Source organism: Chitinophaga nivalis (assembly GCF_025989125.1).
Taxonomy (GTDB): Bacteria; Bacteroidota; Bacteroidia; order Chitinophagales; family Chitinophagaceae; genus Chitinophaga; species Chitinophaga nivalis.
Map to the genome: position 1 here is coordinate 4,318,216 of NZ_JAPDNR010000001.1, position 20,626 is coordinate 4,338,841.

At 44.7% G+C, this 20,626-nt stretch carries 21 protein-coding genes; 11 read left to right on the top strand and 10 right to left on the bottom strand.

Features of this window, described 5'->3' with window-relative positions:
- Positions 1–125: 125 nt before the first annotated feature.
- Positions 126–452, bottom strand: a complete 327-nt coding sequence (locus tag OL444_RS17120) for a YegP family protein (protein WP_264731223.1) — start codon at positions 450–452, stop codon at positions 126–128.
- Between the two features lie 449 nt (positions 453–901).
- Entirely contained in the window at positions 902–1,123 is a 222-nt protein-coding gene (locus OL444_RS17125; protein WP_264731221.1) for a SymE family type I addiction module toxin, read from the bottom strand.
- Between the two features lie 202 nt (positions 1,124–1,325).
- On the opposite strand from OL444_RS17125, the gene OL444_RS17130 reads away from it, so the two are divergent.
- Both OL444_RS17130 and OL444_RS17135 read left to right on the top strand, forming a co-directional pair.
- Entirely contained in the window at positions 1,326–1,667 is a 342-nt protein-coding gene (locus tag OL444_RS17130; RefSeq protein WP_264731220.1) for a helix-turn-helix domain-containing protein, read from the top strand.
- A 110-nt stretch (positions 1,668–1,777) separates the two neighbouring features.
- Positions 1,778–2,758 carry a helix-turn-helix domain-containing protein gene (locus OL444_RS17135; protein ID WP_264731218.1) on the top strand — a complete coding sequence of 327 codons (981 nt, stop codon included), beginning with the start codon at positions 1,778–1,780 and terminating at the stop codon, positions 2,756–2,758.
- Between the two features lie 35 nt (positions 2,759–2,793).
- Here OL444_RS17135 and OL444_RS17140 read toward each other — a convergent pair whose 3' ends face one another.
- From OL444_RS17140 to OL444_RS17150, 3 genes are all read right to left on the bottom strand, one after another.
- A complete protein-coding gene (locus tag OL444_RS17140) occupies positions 2,794–3,357 on the bottom strand; it encodes a hypothetical protein (protein ID WP_264731216.1) in 564 nt (187 codons plus the stop codon).
- A 523-nt stretch (positions 3,358–3,880) separates the two neighbouring features.
- Positions 3,881–4,336 (bottom strand): DUF6265 family protein, encoded by a 456-nt coding sequence (locus tag OL444_RS17145; protein WP_264731214.1) that lies wholly within the window; start codon positions 4,334–4,336, stop codon positions 3,881–3,883.
- A gap of 202 nt (positions 4,337–4,538) precedes the next feature.
- The gene (locus OL444_RS17150) at positions 4,539–6,179 is read right to left on the bottom strand and encodes a peptide MFS transporter (protein ID WP_264731212.1); all 1,641 of its coding nucleotides are present in this window, start codon (positions 6,177–6,179) and stop codon (positions 4,539–4,541) included.
- A gap of 499 nt (positions 6,180–6,678) precedes the next feature.
- On the opposite strand from OL444_RS17150, the gene OL444_RS17155 reads away from it, so the two are divergent.
- Positions 6,679–7,515, top strand: coding sequence for a DUF8758 domain-containing protein (locus OL444_RS17155; protein ID WP_264731210.1), 837 nt, complete (start codon positions 6,679–6,681; stop codon positions 7,513–7,515).
- Between the two features lie 120 nt (positions 7,516–7,635).
- Positions 7,636–9,231: a hypothetical protein gene (locus tag OL444_RS17160; protein ID WP_264731208.1), complete on the top strand. Its 1,596-nt coding sequence runs from the start codon at positions 7,636–7,638 to the stop codon at positions 9,229–9,231.
- 106 nt (positions 9,232–9,337) lie between these two features.
- On the opposite strand, the gene OL444_RS17165 is transcribed toward OL444_RS17160, so the two are convergent.
- Positions 9,338–10,825: an aminotransferase-like domain-containing protein gene (locus OL444_RS17165; RefSeq protein WP_264731205.1), complete on the bottom strand. Its 1,488-nt coding sequence runs from the start codon at positions 10,823–10,825 to the stop codon at positions 9,338–9,340.
- A gap of 259 nt (positions 10,826–11,084) precedes the next feature.
- Between OL444_RS17165 and OL444_RS17170 the strand changes: the two genes are divergently transcribed.
- Both OL444_RS17170 and bioB read left to right on the top strand, forming a co-directional pair.
- Positions 11,085–11,708, top strand: coding sequence for a hypothetical protein (locus tag OL444_RS17170; protein WP_264731203.1), 624 nt, complete (start codon positions 11,085–11,087; stop codon positions 11,706–11,708).
- Positions 11,709–11,734: 26 nt separating this feature from the next.
- Positions 11,735–12,721 (top strand): biotin synthase BioB, encoded by a 987-nt coding sequence (bioB, locus tag OL444_RS17175; RefSeq protein ID WP_264731202.1) that lies wholly within the window; start codon positions 11,735–11,737, stop codon positions 12,719–12,721.
- A 119-nt stretch (positions 12,722–12,840) separates the two neighbouring features.
- On the opposite strand, the gene OL444_RS17180 is transcribed toward bioB, so the two are convergent.
- Positions 12,841–13,353: a GNAT family N-acetyltransferase gene (locus OL444_RS17180; RefSeq protein WP_264731200.1), complete on the bottom strand. Its 513-nt coding sequence runs from the start codon at positions 13,351–13,353 to the stop codon at positions 12,841–12,843.
- A 145-nt stretch (positions 13,354–13,498) separates the two neighbouring features.
- Here OL444_RS17180 and OL444_RS17185 point away from each other — a divergent pair, with 145 nt between their 5' ends.
- A complete protein-coding gene (locus tag OL444_RS17185) occupies positions 13,499–13,813 on the top strand; it encodes a hypothetical protein (protein ID WP_264731199.1) in 315 nt (104 codons plus the stop codon).
- 76 nt (positions 13,814–13,889) lie between these two features.
- Entirely contained in the window at positions 13,890–14,393 is a 504-nt protein-coding gene (locus OL444_RS17190; RefSeq protein WP_264731198.1) for a GNAT family N-acetyltransferase, read from the top strand.
- A 95-nt stretch (positions 14,394–14,488) separates the two neighbouring features.
- On the opposite strand, the gene OL444_RS17195 is transcribed toward OL444_RS17190, so the two are convergent.
- A complete protein-coding gene (locus tag OL444_RS17195) occupies positions 14,489–15,121 on the bottom strand; it encodes a LysE family translocator (RefSeq protein WP_264731197.1) in 633 nt (210 codons plus the stop codon).
- A gap of 162 nt (positions 15,122–15,283) precedes the next feature.
- Entirely contained in the window at positions 15,284–15,646 is a 363-nt protein-coding gene (locus tag OL444_RS17200; protein WP_264731195.1) for a winged helix-turn-helix transcriptional regulator, read from the bottom strand.
- 235 nt (positions 15,647–15,881) lie between these two features.
- Between OL444_RS17200 and OL444_RS17205 the strand changes: the two genes are divergently transcribed.
- Positions 15,882–16,412: an NAD(P)H-dependent oxidoreductase gene (locus tag OL444_RS17205; protein ID WP_264731193.1), complete on the top strand. Its 531-nt coding sequence runs from the start codon at positions 15,882–15,884 to the stop codon at positions 16,410–16,412.
- A gap of 135 nt (positions 16,413–16,547) precedes the next feature.
- On the opposite strand, the gene OL444_RS17210 is transcribed toward OL444_RS17205, so the two are convergent.
- A complete protein-coding gene (locus OL444_RS17210) occupies positions 16,548–17,087 on the bottom strand; it encodes an RNA polymerase sigma factor (protein WP_264731191.1) in 540 nt (179 codons plus the stop codon).
- A 268-nt stretch (positions 17,088–17,355) separates the two neighbouring features.
- On the opposite strand from OL444_RS17210, the gene OL444_RS17215 reads away from it, so the two are divergent.
- Both OL444_RS17215 and OL444_RS17220 read left to right on the top strand, forming a co-directional pair.
- Complete coding sequence (locus tag OL444_RS17215; RefSeq protein WP_264731189.1) at positions 17,356–18,105, top strand: hypothetical protein; 750 nt, start codon at positions 17,356–17,358, stop codon at positions 18,103–18,105.
- 118 nt (positions 18,106–18,223) lie between these two features.
- A complete protein-coding gene (locus OL444_RS17220) occupies positions 18,224–20,626 on the top strand; it encodes a TonB-dependent receptor (protein ID WP_264731188.1) in 2,403 nt (800 codons plus the stop codon).

Sequence of the window (20,626 nt, forward strand, 5' to 3'; positions counted from 1 at the left end):
GGGGCTTACTGGAGCATGCCAATTGATACGGATTAGGTATCATTTCCGGCAAAATTGTATAAATCAGTGGCGCATAAATTCAAATGGAGATAATGCTGGCGAGCCGACATTATCTCCAATGTGTCCTATTCTTCCTCTACAGTCGCTGTGGGGGCATTCTCTATGACTGAGTCAATGCCATTATCCCTTCCTGAAGAGGATTCATACATTTCACTGGTGCCAATTACTTGTCCATTTGAGGCCTTTAGATTGAAATAGTGTTGCCCGTTTTTTGCAACTAGTTTTTCGTAACGGTTTTCATCAGGAGCGTTTTTCTTAACTGAATCGATTCCGTTATTACAAGCACTTTTTGTGGTGTACATTTCACTCGACAGAATAGTTTGGCCATTGTTTGCTTTGAGGTTAAAGTAATGTTGTCCGTCTTTAGCAGTTTTAATAATGAACTTACCCATAAATGTTTAGTGTTTAGTAGCGTTAGAGATTCTCTGTTATAAAAGTAAGTTGAAAGGCAACGAGTAATCAGTTTGATGGTTTGCATCCGGGAGCTAAACTTATTAAGAGACAACAGCACTATAAATCAATTTGGGATAATCACCGTATGGTAACCATTTTAATAACAAAATTGTTCATTTCGCTATGCAGCTTTTCTTGTTATATTTTTTGTAACAAGGTTCGATAGTTTTAAATAAGCTGATATGTGTGAAGGGAGATCGTGTTGATACTATGGTATTGAAAACAATTGCCTGGAGGGGTGGGATATATCGTATAAATATCCCGATAGATCACCAAAATAACGTCTCAAATATAGTTGTGGTAAACGATCGATGATTTCCTGTGGGCGGAAATGTTTTTATAGGTCCCGCCCTCAGGAATCAGTTGCTTTTAATGGAGATATGTTAGATTAATCTTCCCGGATTGATCCTGGTTTGGCAGCTTTGCCAGCAATGTTTATAACCAGTGTTTCATGACTTACTGAAATGGTGATACTATCACCAATTTCAAATCCGGCTTTTTCAAGCCAGTAGCCTGAAAGGTTTAACCAGGGAACCTCTTTCCATTCATACATTCGGGGGGTACTCTTAGCATGTAGTTTAGCTTTTCGGTGGATTAACTGTGTATTCATGATGTGAATTATTTATCACAAAAATACAATAAAGTTATTTAAATGGCACATTTTAAGTGTCTTTTTTATCTTTTTAGTGTCATTTGTGCGTCATTAAATGTGCTGTTTGTGTAACATTGAACGGTTGTCATAAACATGGTGAGTGAGGGATTTAATTCACATTTAACTTTAAATCGCTAGTTTTAGAAATAAATAATACATTATGACATTCGGCCAGAAAATCACATTAGCAAGGAAGGATAAGAACTGGACGCAAGCTGAATTAGGTGATGCAATCGGCACCTCGAGGGATATTGTTGGAAAGTATGAACGGGATGAAATCAAACCTTCGATCGAGGTGGCAGCCAAAATTGCCGATGTGCTGGATTGTTCACTTGATTATCTTGTAAGGGGGATTACTAGTCAAATAAATATGGCCACCACCTCACCTGATTTAATTCAATACATGATTAGATTAGGGAACCTTTTACCAGTTCATAAAGACCACGTAATTGCAGTAATAGATGCTTTCGAAGCAAAAGAGAAAATTCAGTCCAAAAAATAACCAGGCGCTCGCCAAACCGGCCAGTATCCTGAGGTGAATAAATTAGTATATTTATTGTGTATTTCAGATTTGTGCCCCAGATATTATTGTAACTGTCACCCCATATCGCTATGAACTTTATTCTGCCTAAATATCTTCAAAAAGATATAACGGTAACGACTATCCGTCCACCTTATAGTAAGAGTGGACTATTACCATTTTTAGATACTGTTACTTTCAATGGAAGCTTTGGATGTGTGTTACTACAATCTTTTCATAAAACAGACTTTGCTATTTATCAACATGTATTCCGGATGAAGCAACAGGTAAGTGTAAAAGTGGAGGCAAGGCAGCCCATGATTACACTTAGCTATGTGCTCAAAGGAATCATACCTTGTAACCTCAATGGCTTTGGTAAGGCGATGTTAGCGGAAGGTTGGTACCATCTTTATTATGTACCAGTGGGTAAGCATACGGCAGCCATGCCTTGTGGAGAAGCAGTTGTATTCCAGATTAACTTCAACCAGGAACTTATTCAGGAACTGGGGAACAAGTATGAGGTACTCCGTGATGTGTGTGAAAATGTGATGAATGAAAGTGGGAAAGGAGTACAGCAAATGGCGGCGGAGATAACACCCAGAATCAAAGAAATATTAAACGGTATTTATAATTGCAACCTGGAAGATGCAGAATTAGAACTGTTTTTACGGGCCCGCATTTACGATCTGCTATTGTTATATCTTGAAGAATTAAGTGCGGCTAAAAGAAGTTTTAATACCCGCTATCATTTTTCCAAAGAGGATCTCCAGGCTTTGCATGAGATAAGTACTTTACTACAAGAACGAATACACGAACCGATTAACCAGCAGGTATTAGCACGGTATGTTCATCTTCACCCTAAAAAACTGGCAGAGGGATTTAGGTTGATGTATGGCGTAACGATCCATGAATGGGTATCGAGAGCAAGGATTGATAAAGCCAAAAAATTACTAAAGGAAAGCAGTATACCCATCGGTGAAATAGCCCTGGAATTGGGCTATACGACTACTTCTATTTTTACACGGGCATTTAAAGGTATGGTGGGTTGTACACCAAAGCATTACCGGAAATAAAGAACCGGGTAATTACTACCCGGTTCTGAGAATGGCTAGATAACCTGCTCTTTTAGGGTAATATTCCCCGGCAAATCGCTGGCCTTAACCTTTACGGTACAACCGCCCGGTGTCTGATTTTCCTTTGTAGCGGTGTATATCCAGTCCAGTCCATTGTTGCTCATTGCTGCAGCGCCTTCTTCCAATAATTCATTGGCGGCACTAAAGATGGAGACTTGTACCGCGTTTACTTTAAAATCATCGATGGCACGTATCCGAATAGTACTGCCTATGAGACCCGTGTATGGGCTCACATCCAATTCCTTGATTTCCGGAGCACGGAACGCATCTGCCAGGGCCAGGTTGTAAGCACTTAGCCCATTTTTCGCGGCTGCCTGATACATGGTCAATAAATCCGGATTAGCCATCACCGACTTTGCGTAAATGGAGGCCGTAAGGAATCGCTCCCGTACTGCCTGTTGCGCATCGGAGGGAGGGCGATTGGTTTTTCGGGGTCTTTTACAAAGAACAGATTGCCCGAAGCGCTGGCGGAATACCAATTGCTTTGCGAAGGTGCCATGGGCACCTTGGATAATTACATTGTCATTTGAATACGCCATAAGATAGGCTTTAGAAATGATGAATTACTGGGGATGCAATGGCGGATATTTGCTCATACACCTGCAGTATGTTAACACTTCAAAGTTGAAAAATAGCGCGTGTTTTAAATATCCCAAAATGGAGAAAAAATGTTCAAAACTGGAGATTTTGCATAGGTACAGTGTAAAGTTAATCTTGTGGCAGAAAGAACTACTTTTTTTATGCCTCCATCGCAAGGTAAATGCGTAAAGATCATGTGATACTATATTACCAAATATGCTTACTACTAGCTTACTAAAACAAAAGCACATTGAATGCACAACGTTTGCAATCGGATTTTCCTGTTAAAATTATATTAGTATGTTGGAAGATGGGAGAGGAATTATATAAGGTACGTGTTTTTCAAATATACATGTTTTTAGCATCGGTACATAACTGGCTGATAAGATGCTGTTTTTTATCAGCCTCCTTGTATTACCGCTTAGCAAACCTCATAAGACAAGGTTGCTAAAATGCCGATGGGTAGCAGGTATTCTTCACTGGTTATTCTTTCTCAAATAAAAACAGGGCCGTTTTTCCATCGCCGGAAGTCGTCACTTTTAAATGTTTGCCGGCTATTTCGTACACAATCTTTTTCGGAAAATCGTGCTGCGGGTTTTCACAGGTGAATCCATTGGGATGGATAGCGGTTACTTTAAAATAAATAGGCGCTTTATTTTCCGGCACATCTGCCACATAGTATATGCTGTCATCTTTAACCAGCAAGGCTAATTTTTCTGTGAAAGTGGTGTCTTTCCCTTGCAGCCGGATGCCAATGCCCTTTAAGGCAGCCGGCGTACTGTGTTCCCATTGCTCAGACCCGGATCGTCCTGGTTTGTTGTTGGTCTTTTTCCAGGTGCCGGTGAGCCAGTGGAGTTTGGGGAAATCGCTGGCTGCTGCCTGTCCGAATGTGGCAGTGGCAATGATCATCAGGGTAGATAACAGGAACAATTGTTTCATCGTGGCAGGTGATTAAAGGTGAAAAGGAATGAAATAAATGGTAGTTATATCCTTCATTTCATCGGGTAGCACAATTTAATACATCGCAGTGAAGTCTTCAAATATCCGGATGGAAAGCCGGTAATAAGCTACCCGTTTAAACCAAAAGAGCACCGCATATTTTGCGGTGCTCTTTTGATAATGTTTATCCGAAAGGAAATCGTTATCTCACATATTCTTTGAAAATTCTGTTCAGCCAGCGCAGCATCATAAAGATGATGGCGGCTGCGCCTCCCAGCAGGAGGAAATTCACCAGGAAGTAGTTCGCCTTGTTGTCGTACGTATCCCATAAGGTGGCCAGAATACCGGAGAGTTTATTACCGATAGAGGTGGCCAGGAACCAACCACCCATCATCAGGGAGGTAATACGTGCCGGGCTGAGTTTAGATACCAATGATAATCCCATCGGGCTTAAGAACAGTTCTCCGATGGTGATAACGCCATAACAGCCGATCAGCCACCACGGGGATGCTTTGATGGCACCATTGCTGCATACATACACGGCCCCCACCATCATCATGGTAGACATAGCCGATATCAGCAGGCCCCAGGCTATCTTCGACGGAGTAGAAGGTTCCTTGTTACGTTTCCGTAGCAAGGCAAATAACAACACAATCAATGGCGTCAGGGTAATGACAAAGAAAGGGTTGATAGATTGGAACAGCTCTGTATTATACAAGCTGATACTGCTTCCTTCCGCTGGCATTTTCTCTGGTGCTACGTTCTTGAAGTAAGGTACCTTATCCCATACTTTCGCCGGTTTACCAGCAGCATCCCGTATTACCCTGAATTCTTTATCGTATGCGGTAACGGAATCCTGTTTGTTCTGCACGGTTTCTACCAGGTAAAGGCGTTTGGCAGGTTGCTCAATCACAGCCGGTATTTCGCGGTTGGTATAATACTGTGCCCAGGTAGTGAGTGCCGTACCATTTTGTTTAAATACGGCCCAGAACACGATAGATACGGCGAAAATGGCCAGCAGGGCAGATATGGGCTTCCTGTCTTTCGCATCTGCCTTTAACAGCAGGGATACAAAAAAGAACAGTATCGGAATACAGGCGAAGATGAATGCATCGGTGGAGTCGGAGCCGAAGATATTACCGGGAATAAACCAGGCGCCCAATCCCACAACAATGGCAGGCAGGAATACCACGGAGAAGATGCGGCTCAGCGACATATCACCTTCCTGCTCCGGTTTACGTACATCCGCATGGCGGTAGTGTTTCATACCGATCACGAAAATCAGCACGCCCAGGAACATGCCGATACCGGCTGCGATGAAGGCTGCACCCCAACCTACGGTATTACGCAGGAAGGCCGCAAAGAAGTTACAGATAAACGCACCGATATTGATACCCATGTAAAAAATATTGTACCCGGTATCTTTACGGCTACGGTATTTCTCATCGTTATATACATTCCCCAGCAAAGTAGAGATGTTGGGTTTAAAGAATCCGTTACCAATACAAATGAGTGCCAGCGACAAATAGAAAACCGTCAGGTTGTGCACCGACAAACCAATGTAGCCTATCCCCATCAGTATACCGCCAATAATAATCGACTTACTGTAACCCAGTTTGCGGTCAGCGATCAGTCCTCCCAGGAAAGGGGTCAGGTACACAAAAGCGATGAAGGTGCCGAAGATATCCGCTGCGGTAGCACGATCCATACCCCAGCCACCTTTCGCGGTGTCTGTCAGGTATAACTGGAAAATACCCAGAATGAGATAAAAACCAAATCGCTCCCACATTTCAGAGAGAAACAGGAAAGGCAATGCTGCCGGATGATTACGTGATTTTGCCATATAGAATTAAATAATATATATGTGGTATAAGGTAATTTGATAGCAGTAAACTGGTCGCTTCCCTCACCGCCAAACCGCTAAAATAAGCCAAAGATGGGAATCTAACAGGGGTAAGCAGAAATAATCCGTCAGGAGCAGCGATGGTGCTTTCCGTAAAAGCAAAAAGAAGATGGCAGGGTAGGTAGTCATCATCTCCCGTTAATCAGACTAAAAAAACGGTGGAGGGGATTTATCGACATAAAACAGTCGCTGAAAAAATGAATAGTACCGTTGCTAACTTTTTTATTTTCAATGATTAACCTTAGTTTTGCGAGATAGTTTACCATAGCAAATTAATACAGCGCGAAATGAAATCAGCTTATAGGAAATTGTCTTGTCATTACTATTATCAACATCAGCAATCATCTCCCGGGAGAAAAGAAAAACATATCTGACAACCCCCACTGCCGGCAGCTGGCAGGCGCTATTGGATTTACATCTTTTATAAAACATCTTGTACATGCCCTTGACAAAAGTTTTGATTACTGTTAAAAGTTATCCCACGGTATCTTCCCATTATGATGAGCAGGTGAGCATCGCCGGTTTCAGAGAAGATGGTACTTTTATCAGAATATACCCCATTCCCTTTTCGAAAAAAACATACGAAGAACAATATCAGGCTTATGACTGGGTAGAGCTGGATCTCGCCCGCAATACCCGCGATTTCAGGTTGGAAAGTTTCCGGCCGGTAACCGTAGATGCGCCCGTAAAAAAAACAGGCCATATAGGTACGGCAGATCATTGGCACGAACGAAAAAATATTGTACTGAAAAATATATACCGGAACCTGTCTACCTTAATTGTAGAAGCTAAACACGAAGCATTTTACACCTCGTTGGTAGTATTTAAACCCGCCAGAATACTGGGCTTTGAGGTAGAAGAAACCGAGCGGGAATGGAACAGCGATCGCCTCGCGAAACTAACGGAAGAGAAAAATCGTGGTCAGGTATTTGAGCAACCGGAAGACCCGTTTGCCATGATGAAAAAGTTGCCCTACAAATTTTCCTACCGTTTTATAGATGATAAAAAGGAAGAAATTACCTTACCTGTGGAAGACTGGCAACTGGCCTCCCTCTATTGGAAAAGCCTGAAGAAGTACAGTGGGCCTGATAAAGAGCAACGGGCTATCAATGAAGTAAGAAAAAAATACCTGCAGGAATATGCGCGAAACAGCGACCTGCATTTCTTTCTGGGGACCACACAACAGGTACATGCAAGTACCAAACAGCCCTTCACCATTGTAGGGGTATTTCCGCCAACCATGCCGCCGGCAGTGGTACAAGGCAGCTTATTTTAATGGCCATCCTGTGTAAGGGGAGAGCTGCTTTTACAGCAGTGCTGCATCGTTATGTAAATACAGGTGCTTGTATTATCTTACATCTTCATATATACCAAAGATTAATTGAAGACTTATCCTATGAAGTATCTGTTGAGGCACCTCCGGGTTGGACTGTCAGCTTTCCTGATTCCCGTTGTTATGTTGTCTGCCTGTGATGGCGACGGCAAAAAAGACGACCGCAAAAAAGAAACAGTAGCTGCGCGTAAAGATACCGCGCAGGTAAATAAGGTGCTGGGGGATACTACCACCTTATCCACGGAAGCCTATGTGGCAGGTATTATCAGCCGGAGACAGGCCATTGAAAAACAGCTGCCGGGTATCAGCAGGGAAGTGGCCGCGCAACAGTATCGTTCCCTGGCGCTATATGTAAATACGGCCCTGACAAAGATGATGAGTAATGAGGGCGTATGGCTGGATAAATATGCCAGCTATGATCCGGCAACAAACGGGATACCTGCCAAGGTGCAAAAACGTATCGACTTACTGGCTACTGCAGGGGTGGAACCATGGGGTATCGGGGAAGGCTATACGGACTTACGCATCGTACCTGCCTTCTACACATATTTATTCAAGACATCCCTGCCAGCTGATTACACCGCCTACCTGCAACTGCAGGCAGATGAAGATACCGTGTTGTACAGTGCCGACGCAGGAATATTGATTCCATTCAACGCAGTCGGCAAGCGGGCGCTTAACTGGGAACAGTTCCTGGATACCTATCCCAACAGCATCTTTGTCGGAAATGCACGGGAACTGTATGAACGCTATTGTTATGATTACCTGTTCGGTCAGGATAATACCTCCTCGTTTGACCGGGTAGAAGATCTCAGCACGCTGGTGCCGGAAAATAAAACGGAATATCTTTCTTTCATACAACAACATGGGCAGACCAAAACCGGCGGCATTGTAAAAACATTTCTGACCGCTGTAACTACCTACCAGTCCTATTATGAACTGAGCCGGGATATACGCAGCCTTATTACCAAAATACATTCCGGGGAAACAAGTTTGTTGCCGGTACAACCGGATTTTCAGGTAGCGCATATCGCCCGCCTGACTAAATCCGTGTATGATACCGTATCGCTGGAGATAGGCGGGGGTATAACGGAGAAGCTCGTACGTAGTCTGGACTCTGTTATGTATTTTCAACAGGATAACCAGTTATATTGTGTGGCGGTATTCTCTAATGCCGGCAAATCAGCCGGGGCGCCTGTTTCCGGCTGGATGGACGTATGGGCTTTCAAAAAAACGAACGACCGCTGGCAAACAGCCGCTTATCTGTTGCAGGCAGGCGGCGGTGGCATGTATGGTCAGGCAGGGTATTTTGATAAGCTGATCAACATGGGCAACCACACTACCGGTATTGTGCTTTCCAGTGGTATTACACATATGGGTAGCAATGTATCCTGGGATGACGTCATTGCTTTTAACACCGATAAATTGAAGCCGATAATAAATATTGTTACACAGGATGCTTATGATGGCGGTAATGGCATGCAGCGATGCCGCCAGAACCGGTGGTGGTTACAGCCTGCCGGCCAAGAGGAAAACTACAACCTGGTGATCATTCCGGGAAGTTGTATGGGGGCAAATGTGCCGCTGGACCGGTTAACGATACCCTATAAAAACGGTGGCTATGCTATCCCGGAAGCATTCCATGATAAAGGTATCTGAGTGGTGAAGCTGATCATTGTATAAGTAAGAAATACAGTTATTCAAAGGGACAAATCGATTTGTTCCTTTTTTATTTTCAGGTGAAAACGGGACGGCGTCAGGATCTTCATCCTTGTTCCAGTACGCCTTGCCGCAGTATCTGCATACTGGTGGCGGCTTCCTGGAGCGTGAAGTGTCCGAATCCCAATCGCATGGCGGTAAGGGATTTGTGTTGGTACAATAATGTTTTCGGTATAAACAGGTTATTACGGGTACAGGCTTTACTGAGCTGCATCAGGTTAATGGGTTGTTTCCACCGGGTCCAGACGGCGAGGCCGCCGGCCGGTTTTTTAAAATCGATGAATTCCCCAAGCTGGTCCTGTAATACGGCCACAATATGATCCCGCCGCTCCTGGTATACTTTCAATGATTTTTTCAGGTAGCGGTGTATTTCACCGGCTTCAATCATTTCTCCCAGCACCTGTTCCATCAGTACGTCGCCTTGCCGGTCGATGATGCCCAGGTGTTTCCGCATTTCTATCATCAGGTTCTCCGGTGCTACAATGAATCCTGTTCTGAAACCTGGCGCCAGCGATTTACCGAAGGCACCGATATAGATCACCATGCCGTTGCTGTCGGCGCTGGCCAGGGGGAGCACCGGACTGTTATCATAATGAAAATCATAATCGTAATCATCTTCCAGAATAATAAATCCAAACTCGGCGGCCAGGTGAAGCAGGGCAATGCGGCGCGAGGCGCTGAGGGTAACAGTAGTAGGGTAGTGGTGATGCGGAGTGATATACAGCATCCGTATCTTATGTTTATGACAGATATCCCGAACGGCGGCTACGTCAATCCCTTCTTCATCAATAGGTACCGACATAATCCGGGCACCGGATTTCTGGAAAATCATGTTCACGGAAAAATAGCTCAGGGTGCCTACCAGCACGATATCTCCCGGAGATAATAATATTTCGGAAGCAATGAATACACTCATTTCCGTACTGCGGGTAATGAGGATATTGTCTTTGGATATATGGAGTCCGCGCGACTGATTCAGGTAGTTAGACAGGTGCTGCTTAAAAAACTCGCTGCCATCATGATTATAGTAGCCCAGCTTTTTGTGGTTAATCTTTCTTTTCAGGTTGGCGCTGTACAGGCTGGATAAATGACTGATCTGCGTCAGCCGGATATCGGGGGTGCCGTCGTTGAATACGTAATCGCAGGAAGAGTGTTCAAAGGGATTGTCCAGCAGGTTAGATTTTTTAAAGGAAAATCCGGTCACTTTAGGATAGTGGGCCAGCTCAGGTTCGGGCGTACTGCGGATCTTCTGTGGCCTGGGCGCTATTTTACCGATAATGAAAGTGCCTTTGTTGGGATGTGTTTGCACCCAGCCCTGGGCATCCAGTTCTTCATACACAGCTACGATGGTATTTCTGTTTACCTCCAGCAGTTCGCTGAAATGGCGGGTGCCGGGCAGCCGGGTACCGGTGACGAGGAAACCCCGTTGGATCGCGTTGATCAGCTGGTGGGCAATCTGTAAATAAATAGCGGTACCTGATTGGCGGTCTATCTGCACAAAACTTTTATAAGGCACCTGAATCGGACTACTCATGTTAGCTGGAATATGATGGTTTAATAGTCCGGCAAGATATTTTATTTATGGGAAGATGTATTTATATAGTTATTTATTTAATGTGTATGCGATTATTTTGTTAGTATATAATAGCAATAGGAGGGCGGCTAGCGGAGAGATAGGCCGGTGCCGACGAATATTTAAACAGCTGCTCCTTATCCGGACTAGCTAAAATATGAAAACTGGCCTATTTAAGTCATCCGGTTAGCCCCTACTTTTGAGCGGAAACAAGTTGAATATGCAAGATTTACTGGAACAGATTGTTGGTAGCAATTTCCTGCACGCCAGGTGGTTAAATACGTTATCCTTTATGGAGAATGCCGGCGCCAGGAAAATATCCGCCTGTGAGCATCCCACACTGGTAGACTTTATCCAGCTGAAACATGCGGCGGAAGAACACCGGCACGCCTATTACCTGAAGAAACAGATTGCCAAAATAGATACCGAAAACTGTAAAACCTATCAGCTGCACGAATTGCTGGCGCCACACCAGACGAGGCATTACCTGCACCAGCTGGATATGCAAACCTGTCGTTACCTGAAAACGGCCTTCCGGTTGGAAGGGCAGCCATTGAAATATGCGGCCTACCTCTTCGTAACATACGCCATAGAAGTACGTGCCGACCTGCTATACCCGGTGTACCAGGCTGCGCTGGATAAAGCACAGAGCAGAGTAATGGTACGCTCCATCATTCTGGAAGAAGAAGGCCACCTGGAAGAAATGATCAATCAGCTGAATCACTTCGATCCAAACTGGGAAACACATGCCCAGCATGTGCGTACCCTGGAACAACAATTATTTGATACCTGGATGGCCGCTGTTGACCACGAGGTACACCAGTACGCCGCTTTACAACAATAGACTACTTATTATCCACTCAATATTGCATGATGACATCAGCTATCAGAAATGACTGGACCCTGGAAGAAATCCAGGCCATCTACGACCAACCTTTGCTGGAACTGGTTTTCCAGGCTGCTAACACGCACCGGGAATGGCATTCCGCCAAAGAAATACAAGTATGTACCCTTTTATCCATCAAAACCGGCGGATGCCCGGAAGACTGCTCCTATTGCGGACAAGCTGCCCGGTATCATACCGACATTAAAGTACAGGCATTATTATCCACCGAAACAGTGCTGGCACATGCCCGGAAAGCCAAAGAAACCGGATCTACCCGTTTCTGTATGGCAGCCGCATGGCGGGAAGTAAGAGATAACCGGGATTTCGACCGCGTGATAGACATGGTAAAAGGTGTCAATGAAATGGGCCTGGAAGTATGTTGTACGCTGGGACTGCTCACGGAAGAACAAGCCGTTCGCCTCCAGGAAGCGGGCCTGCACGCCTATAATCACAATCTCGATACCTCAGAGGAATACTATAAAGAAATTATTTCTACCCGGAAATTCGATAACCGGATCAATACTATCAATAACGTACGCAAAGCCGGTATCACCGTATGTTCCGGTGGTATCATCGGTCTGGGAGAAACACACCGCGACCGTATTTCCATGCTGCTTACCCTGGCTACCATGCCTAAACATCCGGAATCTGTACCCATCAACGCATTGGCAAGGGTGAAAGGTACGCCGCTGGAAGACAATCCCAAAGTAGACGCCTGGGATATGGTGCGCATGATTGCTACGGCCAGAATTGTGATGCCGGCATCTACGGTACGCCTCACCGCCGGCCGTATTGAAATGACAGAATCCGAACAGGCCTGGTGTTTCATGGCAGGCGCCAATTCCATCTTTACCGGCGAGCGGCAAACCTTGCTGGTAACGCCTAATCCGGGTGTAAACGAAGATATGATGATGCTGAAAAACCTCGGATTAGAGCCTAAACTGAGCAAAAAAGAAGTATCGGCCTGTTAATCCGGGTAATCAATATGACATGCTGCCTGCATATATAACAGCAGCGGCTATACGATAGTGAACAATGAAACGTTACAACGCCTGCGCTGATATAGTGCAGGCGTTGTATGTATGGATAGCTATCTCGTGGCTTGAAAAACCAGGCTTTTTACCTCGCCGGGTACATCATCCAGGTCGCTGACCAACAACATTCCGGCCTTTTCCAGCACTTTCACTGATACGGTATTATACGGTCTTACCAAAGCCCATACGGTTTCTTTTTGCAGGTGGTTGAAGCAAAAATCAATCGCATATTTTGCCAGCTCCGTGGCATAACCTTTACCCCAGTGATCTTTATCAAACCGGTAGCCCAGGTTGAGTTTCAGCTCGTCCCCGTATTTTCTGTAGGTTAAGCCGCCGAAACCAATGAGTGTAGCAGGATCATCTTTCAGTTTAATGGCCCAGGTGCCGAAATGATGCTCCGTCCAATGTGTCAGCTGCCGGTCGAAGATGGCTCTCGCTTCCTCCAGGCTTTTGAGGGGGCCACTCGGATTATACAGGTTAGTAGCCGGGTCTGAAAATATTTCAAAATAGCGTGTCAGATCGGAGGGTTGTAATGCGTCGAGTAGGAGTCTGTCGGTGTAGTATGTCATGTTGCTCGTATATGGCTGATCGTTATGAACAAGGCGTATGAAATTACGCGACATTAAAATTATAAAAAGTTTAATGAATTTAATCGTTCTCCAACATCGGTACTGATTACCTATCTTTCGGCCTGATTGCATTAATAGCATATTTATGAAAGCCAGATTATTTATTGACGAGGATCATATCGGAGATGTCGATTTGCGGATTATAGATGAAAGTATGGGCGGTATAGGAGGGGAATTACAACCCAATCATCGCTATGGCAACTATGTACATCGCATAACTGCCTGTTATGAGGAGAAGGGGATAGCGAACATACTTGACTTTAACTTCGTATTAATGGGAGATACGGATGTGCGTATAGTAGCCGTAGGGGGAATAGGTATTACACATGCCGCCGGATCAACAGAGATTTATGTAGAGGCAGCAGGTGTTACAGTCGATGTGATCAAAAAATGCAGATAATTATTACGCCGATAAACCTTCAAAATACAGATCTTTGTTTTTATACTTAGTGATTTTTTGACGTTAACGATGAGCTATGCGTATAATTTATCAAAGCAAGACGATTATTATTCGTGAATTTTTACCTGCGGAAGTAGGATTGTTTACAGGACTTTTTGAAGATGAAGCGGTTACCCGTTATCTGCCCCCTCGTTCTCCGGAACAATATATTGGCCTGTTCAATATTGCACTGGAAGATTATGGCAAAGGATTGCTGAGCCGCTGGGGCATATTTAATGCTACCAACGATGACTTTATCGGTATCTGTCTGGGACGGGATTTTGTAGAAGTACCCGGCCAGTTGGAAATCGGTTATGTGCTGAGTCAGGCTTACTGGGGTAAAAATGTAGGAACAGAAGTGTGCCTGGCTTTAAAGCACTATTTGTTCGATCATACGGAGGTGAAGGAAGTGGTAGCCGTAACGGCGCCTGACAATATTGGTTCTCAGAAAGTATTGGAAAAATCAGGCTTCAAACGGGCAGAGAACCTGGTGCGGGAAGGCGATGAAATCGCGTATTTTATTGTACAACGACCTGCCTGAGTAGTGGGCTGCCAGGCCTGCGCAAACAGGTGAGCAGTTATAACTGTCATCATATAGCCACGCCAGGGGCGTGGCTATATGATTTATATACCCCCTTATTTTTTTGTCAATGCTACTTTCAGGCCTAACAGAATAAAAACAATGCCGGAAGTTTTATTCATCCATTTCTCGGCGTGTTTATGTTTGTTGAACAGGTTGGCTGCCTTGCTGCCCATCAATGCTAAAAAGGAACACCAGATTAAGGTGATCACAAACATAATAGCACCCAGTAGCAAATAAGGAATGGGATTTGTAATCGCCGTAGCGTGTATGAACTGAGGTAAAAAAGCTAAGAAGAAGATCGCAATTTTAGGATTTAAAACATCACTGATAAATGCCGTCAGAAACATTTGTTTCCTGCCCGTAATATCCATCGCTGTGGGCTTGATTTCCATCCCTTGCGCGTTAGTCGTCAGGGCTTTGTATCCTATATAAATTAAATAGGCAGCGCCCAGGTATTTGATAATGCCAAAGGCAATGGCCGATCTGGCTAAGAGGAGGGAGAGGCCGAAGGTGGCGGCACACGTATGTACAATCAGCCCGGCGCTTACGCCCAAAGCAGAATAGATGCCCGCTGTTTTGCCTTTGGATATACTTCTTGTCAGCACCATGATGGTGTCTATGCCTGGTGTAGTGACGACGATGATCGCAGCCAATATAAATCCGCTTAAATTATCTACTCCTAACATGTAATATCGTTTTAAATAACGTTGGAGGTAACAAAATAAGCTATTTCAGGGAATTTTGCGATCCCCTGCGCCTGTATGTCAGGGCAGCTTATGGTAGGTCTTGAACCTCCCATTGCAGACAATCCAGGGGATACCAATTGGGTGCATATACAAACGGGACGTTTATAGCGCCTGCATCTCAGTAGCCAGTATGCTTTCCAGCCGGGGTGCGAAATCCAGGCCCCACTTGTCCAGCGCTGCAATGAGTGGCAACAGGCTCTTGCCGGAGGCCGTAAGGTAATACTCCACACGTACCGGTGTTTCTTTATAGATCGTTTTTCCCACCATGCCATGTACTTCCAGTTCTCCCAGTTGCTTCTGCAATACCCGTTTGGTAATGCCATTAATAGCCTTTACCAGATCCCTGGGGCGTTGGGTGCCCTTGGCTATTTCATCCAATAAACAAAACTTCCATTTAGACCCCATCACTTCCATCGCCACACTCAGGCCACAATTATAGTCAATGGGAATTTTGCGTTGATACATACGTTGATATACTTGTTTTAAACAGGCAAATTTAAAGGAATCACCTGATTGGGTGGGTGATTAAATTATCACCAGGTGATAATTTAGCCCCGTATTGTTCCATCTGTCCGGGCGTTCGATATTTGTACCACGGATATCATGGAGGTTTTTATGGTACAGGCCAGCAGTGTTGGAAACGATAAAAATAACCACAGTATCCGGGATTCATTTAAAATAATAATCTAAAAAGTATAAGATGAAAACACTGGTTATTGTCATTCATCCCAACCTGGAAGGCTCGGTGATAAACAAAAGATGGATAGAAGAACTGAAAAAATATCCCGAAGCATATACCATACATGATCTGTACAGTAAATATCCCGATGAAAAGATCGACGTGGAAAAAGAACAGGAGCTGGTAGCCGCCTACGATAAAATTATCTTTCAGTTTCCCTTTTACTGGTTTAATTGCCCGCCGCTTTTCAAAAAATGGCTGGATGAAGTATTAACCTATGGCTGGGCATATGGTTCCAACAGTGGCTACAAGCTGGCAGGTAAGAAAATAGCATTGGGCATTTCTGCCGGTATTAATGAAGAAGATTACACCACCGCCGGCAGATATAAATACACCCTGGCACAATTAACCGCTCCTTTTGAAGTCACCTTTGATTACATCCGGGCGGATTACAAATCATTCTTTGCTTTTTATGGCGTAGAGTATAATCCTGATACGGAAACAATAGCAGAAAGTGCGCGGGGGTATCTGTCTTTCATCGCAGCGTTGTAAAAGGAAATTCAATGCCGGTATGGATCCGGTCAAGCAGTCGGGGAGATGATCTGTTAGAGATCATCTCCCCGGTTGTTAATAAGGTATATCAATATACTGTTTGTTGTAATAGCGTTCCCTGTATATGAGCCGGCATCAATACCCTTCTTTGACCAGCAGGGTACGTATCCGTTTGAGCGCAAGTGAGAGTTGATTCCGCACTGTTTTCTCCGACATCCCCAATAAATGAGCGATTTTAGGATTATCGAGCGCATGATGAAAACGCAGCTGATATACTTTTTGATTTTGAGCAGGCAGCTGCTCCACAAAATTGTTTACGGTACAAACCAGTTCCTTATGCAATAAAGCAGCATCTGTATGCCCGGCGGCAATGGGCGTAAACGTATGGATCGAAATGGTTTCTTTCCGCGATTGATCCCGTATATAGGCTGCTGCGGCAAATTTCACCGCGCGCTTCAGATAGTGTGCAATAGGCTGTGTGATGCGTAATTCCGCTCTTCTCTTCCAAAGTGAAATGAATATGTTTTGTACAATATCTTCTGCAGCGCAATCATCCTGCAGCAATTGCCGCGCTAATGTCAATGCTTCCTGCCAGTACTGATTGTAAAGTGCAACAAAAGATGTTTCATCTATAATGAAAACGGTTTTTTCAAACACAGGATTATTATCAGTCACAATACATGATTAAATAGCAGATAACGGATCATTTGGAAATGTTGGAATACCCGTGACAGGGCACGAAATCAGCAGCAGCACATCAAATCGCCAGGCAACGCTAAAGTAGACACTTCTTCCCCGGCCGGCTTTTACATTCGGGAAAATAATTTTCAAATTCGGGAATATGTTAAACGGAAAATTGAAAATCCCCTATGCCCTCAAAAAAAATATTTTACCACCGGGACATCACCACTAAATCGGATACTATGTCTGTAATAACCATCCAATGGACATAGATAAGCGTTTACTGGAAAAATATTATAAAGGGTATTGTAACGAGGCCGAGAAAGCGGCGATAGCAGCCTGGTTGCAGGCAGGCGATGCATTTACCGGCACCCCGGCAGCAGCTGGCGACCCCGGTGCAAAAAACCGGATGTGGGATAAAATCCGTTGCCATACCGTGGAAGAAGATACTGGGCAGCAACCGCCGCGTACCGGTTTTCAACCTGTGATCCGCCTGTATTACAGCTATATCGCAGTGGCCTGTACGTTGTTACTGTTGGTAGGAGGTATATATGTATGGCAACAGGTAAATCTATTACCTGATGAGAACACTTATGTCATTATAGATAATACAAGTAAACAGCTGCTGACACCACAGCAGGTTGGGAAAATAAGACTGTCAGAATCGGCTAATAGCGCCTGGCAGCATATTGCCATGGCGGATGATAAGAGCTATCAGTTATTTACCAATTCCCTGATTATCGATAACCGGCATGGAGACGATACCTGGGTATACTTAAAAACAAGTAGCGGGAAAGAAGGCGGGATGGTGAAGTTTCTTTGTAAAAAGAAACGTGCCTACGTAGCTGGATTTATTACAGAATGTACGGAAAAAGGTAACCGGAAGTACCTGTACGCTAAACAAGCCGGCACGTCGATGCTGCCGGAAGCCGTTTCAGTCAGCTTAAACAGCCAGTTGAATGCGGTAAACCGAAACGACGGATACAAAGGTTGCACTACTATTATCATATAGCCGGGCACGGTACTATACCAACAGCTATTTTTATTCATTTATAAAGCACACATATACGGTGAGACAATTTTTTACAGGATTGTTAGCAGGATGTTTATGCCTGTTAACGGGGCTTGCTATGGCCCAACAAACACAACATCCTACTGCCAATCATATTTACGGAGAAATAAAAAGCAACCTGGGCGAGCATATCATCGGTGCTTCTCTCATCCTGGATCAGGAAAAAAGTACCGGTGCTATTTCTGATTCCATCGGTAACTATCATATTACCACCGGCAACACGGGTAAGGTGAACATCGTGGTTTCTGCTATGGGATACCGGCCGCAAACACGTACGGTTTATCTTAAAACCAAACAATCGGTTCACATCGATTTTGTTTTAATACCGGATAACCGCCAGCTGGGAGAAGTAGTGGTAGCCGGCGGCAGCAACAACCAATACAAAGTAAAGCAACTGAAAGAGTCGGGCTTTAATGTAAATGTGATCGATGTAAATGAGTACGGCAACGTATCGGCAGATATCAACCAGATCCTGAAACGCGCAACAGGTGTGCTGGTGCGGGAGTCTGGCGGAGTGGGTTCCGATTTTACCTTCCAGGTAAATGGCCTGGCGGCGAAAATTTATATTGATGATATTCCCATGGAGCAGTATGGCAGCTCTATGACACTGAATAATATTCCGGTCAATCTCATCGACCGGATAGAAGTCTATAAAGGAGTGGTACCTGCTCACCTGGGATCAGACGCCATGGGCGGAGCCGTGAACATCATCACCAAACAAAAGAACCGCCGGTTTTTAGATGCGAGTTACAGCTATGGCTCTTTCAATACACACCAGATAGCACTCACCGGTGGTATCCGCAACAATAAGAACGGCCTGAAACTGAGAGCCAGTACTTATTACAACTACTCCGACAATAATTATATGATGTACAGCGATTCTACCTACAACGTAGCGCTGGGCGTCGTGAAAAAAGAAGCTGGTACCGATGCTTTCAGACAGGTGAGCATCGACAAGGCCCGCCGTTTTCATGATGCCTATCGTTCGGCCATGGGAGAGATAGAGGTAGGATATGAAAAAGTAAAATGGGCCGACTTCTTTACCATCGGATTTACCTATGCAGAAAATAAAAAACAGCATCAGCTGGGATCTACGGTGAACGCCGTGAGAGGTGGCTTCTGGACAGAAAATAAATACCTGATGCCCACCATTAAATACCGCAAAGATAATTTCCTGACGAAAGGATTGTTTGCCAACCTGTATGCCAACTACTCCAGGGATGTAGATGTGAACAGAGATACAGCGATGTATCGCTACGACTGGACAGGCGGCTGGGCGGAAAACTCCGGTGGCAAACGTATTCCGGAAGTGTTTACAAAATACTATGAAGACAGCTATGTGGGCCGCGCCAATTTCAATTATAACCTGGATAAAGACAATAACCACAGCCTGAATCTCAACTATACCTTCAGTACCACCAAACGGAAAGCGTATGACCTGATGGAAACAAATCCGAATAAAAAAGACCTCTCCGGTTTGCCGAGTAAACTGGGGAAACATATACTGGGTTTGGCCTGGCAGGGACAGTGGCTCGATCGGAAACTCATCAGTGTGGTCACGCTCAAGTATTATGGGATGAGTACCCGGGTGGCTTTGGATGGCAGAACATTTGATGATTACGGCAAACCGGTGAGCGGAGAAATTTATACCCGTAAGAATTTCTTTGGTTATCCCAGCGGCTCTATTGCTTTGCGTTACCGCATCACGCCGGACTGGGGCGTGAAAGGTTCGGTGGAAAGAGGCTATAATCTGCCGGAAATGACCGCCTTGTTTGGAAACGGACAGTTTGTACTGGCCAATCTGGATCTGAAGCCGGAACGTAGCGATAACTTCAACCTGGGTACCTATTACAATCATTTCATCGGCGATCACTTTATCAATCTGGATATCTCTGCATTTTACCGGAACGCCAAAGATTACATTGCCGTACAGGTATTGCCGGATAACCTGTATTCCCAGAGCAAGAACTTTCCCGGTGTTACTTTATATGGGGTAGAAGCAGAAGCCCGCTATGGATATAAGGACCTGGTGAATCTGTCTGCCAATATCAGCTATGATAAAGCGCTGGACAACTGGAAATACCTGGATCCTGCCACTCCGCAGGTGAGCCTGACCTATAAGGAACAATTACCCAACCGGCCATGGATATACGGAAATGCAAACCTGATGCTGGCAAAGCGCGACCTGATAGGCAAAGGCACGCGGGTACAACTGAATTATATGTACCAGTATATGCATTGGTTTTATCTCACCTGGGCTAAACTGGGTACCGCCGGCACCCAGAACTTTGTACCGGGTCAAAGTGTGCACTCCCTCATATTGGCCTACAGCTGGAACCAGGATGTCTATAATATTTCGGTGGAAGGAAGGAATCTTACCGACGACCGGGTATACGATAATTTCAGACTACAGAAACCCGGACGGGCTTTCTACGTGAAGTTAAGAGTGTCATTAATGTAA

Excerpts from the sequence above, each read along its gene's own strand:
- OL444_RS17200 (WP_264731195.1), bottom strand. The coding sequence starts at position 15,646 with ATGTATCAACGCAAAATTCCCATTGACTATAATTGTGGCCTGAGTGTG.
- OL444_RS17135 (WP_264731218.1), top strand. The coding sequence starts at position 1,778 with ATGAACTTTATTCTGCCTAAATATCTTCAAAAAGATATAACGGTAACG.
- bioB (WP_264731202.1), top strand. The coding sequence starts at position 11,735 with ATGATGACATCAGCTATCAGAAATGACTGGACCCTGGAAGAAATCCAG.
- OL444_RS17195 (WP_264731197.1), bottom strand. The coding sequence starts at position 15,121 with ATGTTAGGAGTAGATAATTTAAGCGGATTTATATTGGCTGCGATCATC.
- OL444_RS17155 (WP_264731210.1), top strand. The coding sequence starts at position 6,679 with ATGCCCTTGACAAAAGTTTTGATTACTGTTAAAAGTTATCCCACGGTA.
- OL444_RS17180 (WP_264731200.1), bottom strand. The coding sequence starts at position 13,353 with ATGACATACTACACCGACAGACTCCTACTCGACGCATTACAACCCTCC.
- OL444_RS17140 (WP_264731216.1), bottom strand. The coding sequence starts at position 3,357 with ATGGCGTATTCAAATGACAATGTAATTATCCAAGGTGCCCATGGCACC.
- OL444_RS17170 (WP_264731203.1), top strand. The coding sequence starts at position 11,085 with ATGCAAGATTTACTGGAACAGATTGTTGGTAGCAATTTCCTGCACGCC.
- OL444_RS17160 (WP_264731208.1), top strand. The coding sequence starts at position 7,636 with ATGAAGTATCTGTTGAGGCACCTCCGGGTTGGACTGTCAGCTTTCCTG.
- OL444_RS17205 (WP_264731193.1), top strand. The coding sequence starts at position 15,882 with ATGAAAACACTGGTTATTGTCATTCATCCCAACCTGGAAGGCTCGGTG.
- OL444_RS17215 (WP_264731189.1), top strand. The coding sequence starts at position 17,356 with ATGGACATAGATAAGCGTTTACTGGAAAAATATTATAAAGGGTATTGT.
- OL444_RS17130 (WP_264731220.1), top strand. The coding sequence starts at position 1,326 with ATGACATTCGGCCAGAAAATCACATTAGCAAGGAAGGATAAGAACTGG.
- OL444_RS17125 (WP_264731221.1), bottom strand. The coding sequence starts at position 1,123 with ATGAATACACAGTTAATCCACCGAAAAGCTAAACTACATGCTAAGAGT.
- OL444_RS17145 (WP_264731214.1), bottom strand. The coding sequence starts at position 4,336 with ATGAAACAATTGTTCCTGTTATCTACCCTGATGATCATTGCCACTGCC.
- OL444_RS17190 (WP_264731198.1), top strand. The coding sequence starts at position 13,890 with ATGCGTATAATTTATCAAAGCAAGACGATTATTATTCGTGAATTTTTA.
- OL444_RS17120 (WP_264731223.1), bottom strand. The coding sequence starts at position 452 with ATGGGTAAGTTCATTATTAAAACTGCTAAAGACGGACAACATTACTTT.
- OL444_RS17165 (WP_264731205.1), bottom strand. The coding sequence starts at position 10,825 with ATGAGTAGTCCGATTCAGGTGCCTTATAAAAGTTTTGTGCAGATAGAC.
- OL444_RS17220 (WP_264731188.1), top strand. The coding sequence starts at position 18,224 with ATGGCCCAACAAACACAACATCCTACTGCCAATCATATTTACGGAGAA.
- OL444_RS17150 (WP_264731212.1), bottom strand. The coding sequence starts at position 6,179 with ATGGCAAAATCACGTAATCATCCGGCAGCATTGCCTTTCCTGTTTCTC.
- OL444_RS17185 (WP_264731199.1), top strand. The coding sequence starts at position 13,499 with ATGAAAGCCAGATTATTTATTGACGAGGATCATATCGGAGATGTCGAT.